The 1,432-nt window shown below is 30.9% G+C and carries 1 protein-coding gene; it reads left to right on the top strand.

Going from position 1 to position 1,432, the window contains the following annotated elements:
• Positions 1-354, top strand: a 354-nt coding sequence (locus ACFIKE_RS10560; protein WP_375649850.1) for a DNA translocase FtsK, incomplete at its 5' end; no start/stop codon positions are given.
• Between the last annotated feature and the right edge of the window lie 1,078 nt (positions 355-1,432).

Raw genomic sequence — 1,432 nt, 5'->3', positions numbered from 1 at the left:
GTCTCTGATGAAGAAGTTGAATCCATTGTTGCACATCTTAAACTGCAAGGAAAACCTGATTATTTAGCAACCGTCACGGATAATGAAGACGATAACAAAGAGGATACTTCTGCTGATTCAACGGTTGAAGTTTCTGAGGAAGAAAATTTTGATGAAGAGGGTGAGGAACTTTATAACCAGGCTGTAAAGATTGTTATGCGTGATAAAAAATGTTCAACATCTTATATTCAGCGTCGACTTTCAATCGGCTATAATAAAGCAGCGTCTCTCGTCGAGCGGATGGAAGAAAAAGGCATTGTTGGAGCCGCTAATCATGTTGGAAAACGTGAAATTTTACTCAATGAAGGAAAATAAACAAACACATTTTAAAATGTGCGATTTTTTAAATATCTGACAGTCATTATTTAAATGTGCTTGTTTTATTTTTTTATATAATATTAAAAAATTTAATGGAGAGTAATAAAGCAAAAGCGATTTTTTGACTGCTGATGAGGTAAACAAGCTGATACCAAAAGGGGAAATATTTTTAACATTTCTAGATGATCTGGAATATAAAGAAATTAAACAAATCTTTATATGAGAATAGATGATTTGTGTTTTCTTTTCTGATTGAAGAAAAATTCTTTGGTTAAATAATGAAGTGGTATATTTTTCTGTTTTCTCTTCTATAGCCATTCTAATGAAAGAAAGATCTTTGGGAGATTATTGAGAGCATCATAAAAAAGTACCTAATATGCAAGTTCTGTTGCATTGGGTACTTTAAAGCGCTACGCTGAATTTATTATCATTTGATATTATTGGCTCAAGAAAGGTGTTCTTACGAGAAACTTTATTTGAAAAAGAAATTTCTATTTTTATAATACAGTATATTGATTTATAGTAATTTATCATTATTCACAGTGAATAAAAGTCTCAAACATTGTAAGATTTTCTCATTTCAAATCTGTTTCTGTTGAAACAATTAAAGCTATTTTCTTGCGTATCATAATAATGTAGGGGTAAAAAAGTTTAAAAAATAAAAATGCTGCTTATGAACGCCTTCAAATGCCAAAAACTATTGGCAACATTAGGGGCTAAGATTAGTATAATGATGGTGCTAACCAGCTCTTTTATAAGAATAAAAATGGTAATGCACAATGCCTTGATATCCTCTATGGGGACCTTACATTACACCATTTACAGATGCCGTCGTAAAATAAGCTTGGGGATCTTGGGAGATATCTTTTTAAAACAGGCACATGAATGCGTAAAATAAGTGTATTCTTTTTGAGTACTATTTATGCGAGGGAAATGTTACCATTATTGTAAAAAGATTTATTACAATAATGCGTGAATAAGAAACAAGAGCTGGAAGCTTCTTTTTATTCTTGTTTTGTTGATGAAACAGTCAAAATTTTGCTACAGACAATTGATATGAGATATCAAGTTATTT

It is taken from the genome of Bartonella sp. MU70NMGDW, from assembly GCF_042194085.1.
Classification (GTDB): Bacteria; Pseudomonadota; Alphaproteobacteria; order Rhizobiales; family Rhizobiaceae; genus Bartonella; species Bartonella grahamii.
This window is presented reverse-complemented; position numbering and strand designations above follow the sequence as displayed.